Here is a 7189-nt window from a genome sequence, read left to right as displayed (position 1 = left end):
CAGCCAGTCGGGGCGGTGCCGGGCCTCGTAGAGGACCTCGTACACCGCCTTGTCCGTCTCGTAGGCGCGCAGTATCACGGGCTCGGTGCGCGGGTCGCTGCCCGACACCTCCGCGTACCCCCTGCAGTACGCGGCCCGGCAGGTGTCGGCCCACTCGGGCGCCCACGGCTGGTGGGAGCGCGCGGCGTAGTCGAAGGAGCGGAGCATCCCGGCGACGTCCCGCACTGTGGGCTGCGGCATCCGGCGCTCGGCGAGCGGACGCGCCGGCTCGCCCTCGAAGTCGATGAGCGACCACTCACCGGCCGGTGAGCGCAGGCACTGCCCCAGGTGCAGATCGCCATGGACCCGCTGGGCGGTCCAGGTGCGGCCCTCGGCGCCCAGCTGGGCCAGCGCGTCGAAGGCGGAGCGCAGCCCGGGAACGTACGGGCGCAGCGCGGGCACCGCCTGGGCGGCCGCTTCGAGGCGCTCCGCCATCCCACCGGCGATCAGTTCGACCTGGGTGCGGCCCAGCGTCGCGGTGGGCAGGGCCCGGCCGAGCGCGAGGTGCACCTCGGCGGTCGCACGGCCGAGAGCCCGCGCCTCCCCGCTGAAGTCGTCGCCCTTGGCGAGCATGCGCAGCGCCAGCTCCCAGCCGTCCGTGGACCCCTTGAGATAGGGCTGCAGCACGCCGAGTACGAGCGGCTCGGCCGCCGGACCCGGCTCGTGCGACTCGAACCAGGCGACCGGCGCGGGCACCCGCCCGCAGCCCTGCCGGGCCAGCGCCCGCGGCAGCTCCAGGTCCGGGTTCACCCCCGGCACCACACGGCGGAACAGTTTCAGGATGAACGTATCTCCGTACACGAGCGACGTGTTGGACTGCTCCGCGCCCAGAGCGCGCGGAACCAGGCCGGACGGGATGTCCGCGCGGGTGTCGCGCCCGAACCGCAGCTCCCCGAGCCGCCCCGGCAGCCGCAGCCGCTCGAGCAGCAGCTCGGCGATGTGCGGATCGTGCAGCCCTTCGTACACCGTCTGCCCGGCCAGCGGTCCGTGCGTCACGTGCCCGATCAGCGCGGGCGCGAGATGCGGGGGCAGCGCCTTCCGGACGCCGATCAGCAGCTGGTAGCAGTCGGTGTGCGGCGCGCTGCTGTGGCCCGGCGTGCCGGCGATCTGTATGGGCTGATGGTGCTGCTCCGCCTGCACGAGAAGGTGGATGACGCCCGGGGACGCCAGAGGCGGCTCCAGCAGTTCGGTCGCGGAGATCAGCGTGAAGCCGGTGACGGGCCTTCCCTTGCCGGCGAACCACCGCTGCCGCGGCAGCCACTCACGCAACAGAGGATCGAGGGACGCGAGCAGGTCGGGAGGCGCGATGGACGTCGTACCCCTGCGGGTGGCGGCTTCCGACATGGCGTCGCGTCCTTTCCCCGGGCACCCACAAAAATGCGCGTCAAGTGTCCCGGAATGCGGCAAATGCTGTGCGGCTGTACGGGACGTGTCGGGTGAGGATGGTCCGTACGGACTCGATCGGCGCAACAGGGGCGACCGGTGCGATGCCGTACGGACTCGGTGATGGTCACAGTTCCCAGGGCGGGACGGCGGAAACCGTCCCGCCGCCCGGAACTACGCAGCGCCGTCCTTCCTCAACCTGAACCAGTAGAAGCCGTGCCCGGCGAGCGTGAGCAGATACGGCAGCTCACCGATGGCCGGGAACCGCACCCCGCCGATCAACTCCACCGGATGCCGTCCGTCGAAGGCCTGCAGATCGAGCTCCGTCGGCTGCGCGAAGCGCGAGAAGTTGTTCACGCACAGGACGAGGTCGTCCTTGTACTCCCGCAGGAAGGCCAGCACGGCCGGGTTCGACGACGGCAGCTCGGTGAACGAGCCGAGCCCGAACGCCATGTTCTGCTTGCGGATCTCGATCATCCGGCGCGTCCAGTGCAGCAGCGACGACGGGGACGACATCGACGCCTCGACGTTCGTGACCTGGTAGCCGTAGACCGGGTCCATGATCGTCGGCAGGAAGAGCCGGCCCGGGTCGCAGGACGAGAAGCCTGCGTTGCGGTCGGGCGTCCACTGCATCGGCGTGCGCACCGCGTCGCGGTCGCCGAGCCAGATGTTGTCGCCCATGCCGATCTCGTCGCCGTAGTAGAGGATCGGCGAGCCGGGCAGCGACAGCAGCAGGGCCGTGAACAGCTCGATCTGGTTGCGGTCGTTGTCCAGGAGGGGCGCCAGTCGGCGGCGGATGCCGATGTTGGCGCGCATGCGCGGGTCCTTGGCGTACTCCGCGTACATGTAGTCGCGCTCTTCGTCCGTGACCATCTCGAGCGTGAGCTCGTCGTGGTTGCGCAGGAAGATGCCCCACTGGCACTTCGAGGGGATCTCCGGCGTCTTGGCCAGGATCTCGGAGACGGGGTAGCGCGACTCCCTGCGCACCGCCATGAAGATGCGCGGCATCACCGGGAAGTGGAACGCCATGTGGCACTCGTCGCCGCCGGTCGCGTAGTCGCCGAAGTAGTCGACGACGTCCTCCGGCCACTGGTTGGCCTCGGCCAGCAGGACCGTGTCCGGGTAGTGGGCGTCGATCTCCTTGCGCACCCGCTTCAGGAACTCATGGGTCGCCGGCAGGTTCTCGCAGTTGGTGCCCTCCTCCGCGTACAGATACGGCACCGCGTCCAGCCGGAAGCCGTCGATGCCCAGGTCGAGCCAGAAGCGCAGCGCGGCGAGGATCTCCTCCTGGACGGCCGGGTTCTCGTAGTTGAGGTCCGGCTGGTGGGAGAAGAAGCGGTGGAAGAAGTACTGCTTGCGGACCGGGTCGAAGGTCCAGTTGGACACCTCCGTGTCGACGAAGATGATCCGCGCGTCCTGGTACTGCTTGTCGTCGTCGGCCCAGACGTAGTAGTCGCCGTAGGGGCCGTCGGGGTGGGCGCGGGACTCCTGGAACCACGGGTGCTGGTCGCTGGTGTGGTTCATGACGAAGTCGATGATCACCCGCATGCCGCGCTGGTGTGCGGCGTCCACGAACTCCACGAAGTCGGCGAGGTCGCCGAACTCGGGCAGGACGGCGGTGTAGTCGGAGACGTCGTAGCCGCCGTCACGCAGCGGCGACTTGAAGAAGGGCGGCAGCCAGAGGCAGTCCACACCGAGCCACTGCAGATAGTCGAGCTTTGCGGTGATGCCCTTCAGATCTCCGACGCCGTCGCCGTTGCTGTCCTGGAAGGAGCGGACCAGTACCTCGTAGAAGACGGCTCGCTTGAACCAATCCGGGTCCCTGTCCTTGGCCGGAGTGTCTTCGAAGGTGTCCGCGACGGGTTCGTTGACGATCATGTTGTGGGTGACCCTCCGATCGGTGAGGACGGTCGCAGGACGTTGAAGACGTGCGCGGGCGCTCGACCCGGCTCCAGGCGCACGTAGTTCGTCCTGCCCCAGTGGTAGGTCGTTCCGGTGAGCTCGTCGCGTACCGGAACGGTGTCGTGCCAGTCCAGTCCTAGGTGCGGCATGTCCAACGAGACCGTCGCCTCCTGGGTGTGGTGTGGGTCCAGGTTGGCGACCACCAGAATCGTGTTCGAACCGCTGCGCTTGGAGTACGCGATGATCGCGTCCTTGTCCGCGTGGTGGAAGTGCAGGTCACGCAGCTGCTGCAGCGCCGGATTGAGGCGCCGGATGCGGTTCAGCGTGGTGATGAGGGGCGCAATGGTGTTCCCCGTGCGCTCCGCGGTCCGCCAGTCGCGCGGGCGCAGCTCGTACTTCTCGGAGTTCAGGTACTCCTCGCTGCCCTCGCGCACGGGGACGTTCTCGCACAGCTCGTAGCCGCTGTAGACGCCCCAGGTCGGCGAGAGCGTCGCGGCCAGCACGGCCCGCACCTCGAAGGCGGGCCGCCCGCCCTTCTGCAGGTAGGCGTGCAGGATGTCGGGGGTGTTCACGAAGAAGTTGGGCCGCATGTAGGAGGCGGCGTCGCCGGACAGCTCGGTGAGGTAGTCGGACAGCTCCTCCTTGGTGTTGCGCCAGGTGAAGTACGTGTACGACTGCTGGAAGCCGATGGCCGCGAGCGTGTGCATCATCGCCGGGCGGGTGAACGCCTCGGCCAGGAAGATCACATCCGGGTCGGTGCGATTGATCTCCGCGATGACCTTCTCCCAGAACACCACGGGCTTGGTGTGCGGGTTGTCCACGCGGAAGATCCGCACCCCGTGGTCCATCCAGTGCCGCAGCACCCGCAGGGTCTCCGCGACCAGCCCCTTCATGTCCCGGTCGAAGGCGATCGGGTAGATGTCCTGGTACTTCTTCGGCGGGTTCTCGGCGTACGCGATGGTGCCGTCGGGCCGGTGGTGGAACCACTCCGGGTGCTTCTGGACCCACGGGTGGTCGGGGGAGCACTGCAGCGCGAAGTCGAGGGCGATCTCCAGGCGCAGCTCCGATGCCGTGCGCACGAAGGCGTCGAAGTCCTCGATGGTGCCGAGGTCCGGGTGGATCGCGTCGTGCCCGCCGTCGGGGGAGCCGATCGCCCAGGGCACGCCGACGTCGTCGGGACCCGCCGACAGGGTGTTGTTGGGTCCCTTGCGGAACGTTGTGCCGATCGGGTGAACCGGCGGCAGGTAGACCACGTCGAAGCCCATCGCCGCGATCGCGGGCAGTCGCTCCGCCGCGGTCCGGAAGGTGCCGCTGACCGGGGGCTTGCCCTCCTCGACGACCGCGCCCTCCGAGCGCGGGAAGAACTCGTACCAGGAGCCGAACAGCGCCCTCTTCCGCTCCACCTGCAGCGGCAGCGGCTTCGAGGACGTCACGAGCTCGCGCAGCGGGTGCCGGGCGAACACCTCGTCCAGCTCGGGCGTCAGGGCCGCGGCCAGCCGGGACGCGGCCGGGCGCCCGGTGTCGCGCAGGGCGTCCACCGCGGCCAGCACGGCCTCGCGGCCGCCTTCGGCCTTGGGTACGCCCTTGGCCGCGCGCTCGTACAGCTGCGCGCCCTCCTCGAGGACGAGCTCCGTGTCCTGGCCCGCGGGGATCTTGATCCGTGCGTGGTGGCGCCAGGTGCTGATCGGGTCGCTCCAGGCCTCCACCGCGTACGTCCAGCGGCCCTCGGTGTCCGGCCTGACCGTGGCGCCCCAGCGGTCAGTGCCCGGGGCCAGCTCGCGCATCGGAGTCCACGGCCCGCTCCGGCCTTCCGGATCGCGCAGGACGACATTGGCCGCCACCGCGTCATGGCCCTCGCGGAAGACGGTCGCGGTGATCTGGAACGCCTCGCCCGTCACCGCCTTCGCGGGCCTGCGACCGCAGTCGACGAGGGGGCGGACATCCAGGACGGGGATGCGGCCGATCATGGGATCACCTGGGGGGTTTGTATGGAGGGTTTCGGGCGATATGCCCTTTGCCCTTTGTATCTGTGCTGTCGACGGCTGGCGCGTTGCGGGCATGGCCGCTCCTGTCCGCGTTCACTCATTCGGAGGGGCGCCGATGGCGCTCCGACTGTTCTGGTGTCAGGAGGGGGGTGGGCCGATACGGGGGTGTGAAGACGGTCTAGCACGGGGAACGGACGGCGAGGTGTCCGAGAGGTTTCTGTGTGTACCGGATGAGCCTTCCCCCGGTCCTCGGGTGGGCAATCCGGTGGAGTGTTAACTACTCGCGCGTAGGTGCGCACACACCACCGGCCCCGTCGCGGAGACGGGGCCGGTGCCATGAACACGCCTTTCTCGAGGGCTTCTCCTACCGGGTTGCCTTGCGGGCCTGGGAGGCAAGCCGGGCTGCTACGGGTTGTTGACCTGCAGAAGCTTGTTGGGCGAGCCCGGCAGTGCGCCGGTGACCCTGCCCGACACGGCCCGGTCGACGAGAGCCTTGCTCACGTCGGCCGGAGACGCCCAGGCGTGGTCGGCCAGATAGAGCGCGGCAGCGCCCGCGGCGTGCGGCGACGCCATGGACGTACCGGAGAAGGTCGCCTTGCCCGTGTCGTCAGCGTACGACGCCGACGTGATGTCCACACCGGGGGCGAACAGGTCCAGTCGCGCTCCCCAGTTCGAGAAGCTCGCCCGCGCGTCCTCCTGGTCGGTCGCACCGACCGTGATGGCCTCCTGGACCCGGGCGGGCGAGCCGAGAGAGGCCGGGAGGCCTTCGTTCCCGGCGGCGACGGTGTACGTCACACCGGACGCGATGGAGTTGCGCACCGCCGCATCGAGCTGCGGGCTGACGGGCCCGCCCAGGCTCATGTTGGCGACCGCCGGCTTCTGCGCGTGCTTCGTCACCCAGTCGATGCCCGCGATGACCTGCGCCAGCGTGCCGCCGCCCGCGTCGTCGAGGACGCGCACGGCGACGACGTTCGCCTTCTTCGCCACGCCGTACTTCGTGCCGACGGCGGTGGCCGCCACATGGGTCCCGTGGCCGTTGCCGTCCTGGGCGACGGCGTCGTCGTCGACGAAGTCCCAGCCGCTGCTCGCCCGGCCGCCGAAGTCCTTGTGCGTGGTCCGGATGCCGGTGTCGATCACGTACACCGTCACGCCCTGGCCCGCGGACTCCGGCCACGTGTAGGACTTGTCGAGCGGCAGGTCGTCCTGGTCGATGCGGTCGAGGCCCCAGGACGGGGGGTTCGGCTGGGTGTGGTCCACGGTCACCCTGGCGTCCTGGACGACCGAGGCGACCTTCGGGTCGGCCGCCAGACGCCGGGCCTCCGTGGCGTCCGCCCGCACCGCGTACCCGTTGAGCGCCGTGCCGTAGGTATGGCTGATTTTCGCCCCGTACTTCGACGCGAGGGCCTGGCCGGCGTCCGACGGGGCCTTCGTTCCCCCCTTGAGTGTCACGATGTAGCTGCCGCTGACGGAACCGGGTGCCCCGGCCCCCAGAACGCGCCCCTCCGCGGGGGCCGCCTGCGCCGGCAGGGTGACGGCAGACAGCACCGCGGCCGTGGTGACCGCGGTGAGAGCCCCTGCCCAGCGCAGACGCTGTGTACGCGTCAGTGCCATGTCGTGAGTTCCCCTCCTCAACTCGACATGCGTCGGGCAGAGTTCAGCCGCTGGTGCTGACCTGTCGATCCCCCCGCCGACGCCACTTGGCAGCCTCTCGTGCGGTGTGAAGCGCTACAAGACCGCCCGAGGGGGCGGAATCGGCCATATCGTCCGTGGCGGGCTCGTGAAGGCTGCAGGGGTTGCGGCGATTTCCGGACGCGTGTGCGGGCCGGGCTGCCGTGCTCTGGGGAGAGCTCCGGACACACCCCGTGCACCGGCGGACACAC

4 protein-coding genes are annotated in these 7189 nt (G+C 69.6%); all 4 read right to left on the bottom strand.

Features of this window, described 5'->3' with window-relative positions; genetic code table 11:
* Positions 1-1383, bottom strand: a 1383-nt coding sequence (locus STSP_RS02250; protein WP_067271232.1) for a maltokinase N-terminal cap-like domain-containing protein, incomplete at its 3' end; no start/stop codon positions are given.
* Between the two features lie 213 nt (positions 1384-1596).
* The gene (gene treS / locus STSP_RS02245; RefSeq protein WP_067271226.1) at positions 1597-3300 is read right to left on the bottom strand and encodes a maltose alpha-D-glucosyltransferase; all 1704 of its coding nucleotides are present in this window, start codon (positions 3298-3300) and stop codon (positions 1597-1599) included.
* Positions 3297-5291, bottom strand: coding sequence for an alpha-1,4-glucan--maltose-1-phosphate maltosyltransferase (locus tag STSP_RS02240; RefSeq protein ID WP_067271224.1), 1995 nt, complete (start codon positions 5289-5291; stop codon positions 3297-3299). Before STSP_RS02240 ends, treS begins: the two co-directional genes overlap by 4 nt.
* A 423-nt stretch (positions 5292-5714) precedes the next feature.
* Positions 5715-6920 (bottom strand): S8 family peptidase, encoded by a 1206-nt coding sequence (locus STSP_RS02235; protein ID WP_067271222.1) that lies wholly within the window; start codon positions 6918-6920, stop codon positions 5715-5717.
* Between the last annotated feature and the right edge of the window lie 269 nt (positions 6921-7189).

Source organism: Streptomyces jeddahensis (assembly GCF_001642995.1).
Taxonomy (GTDB): domain Bacteria; phylum Actinomycetota; class Actinomycetes; order Streptomycetales; family Streptomycetaceae; genus Streptomyces; species Streptomyces jeddahensis.
This window is presented reverse-complemented; position numbering and strand designations above follow the sequence as displayed.

Coding starts and splice junctions, on each gene's coding strand:
- STSP_RS02240 (WP_067271224.1), bottom strand. CDS start 5,291: ATGATCGGCCGCATCCCCGTCCTGGATGTCCGCCCCCTCGTCGACTGC.
- treS (WP_067271226.1), bottom strand. CDS start 3,300: ATGATCGTCAACGAACCCGTCGCGGACACCTTCGAAGACACTCCGGCC.
- STSP_RS02235 (WP_067271222.1), bottom strand. CDS start 6,920: ATGGCACTGACGCGTACACAGCGTCTGCGCTGGGCAGGGGCTCTCACC.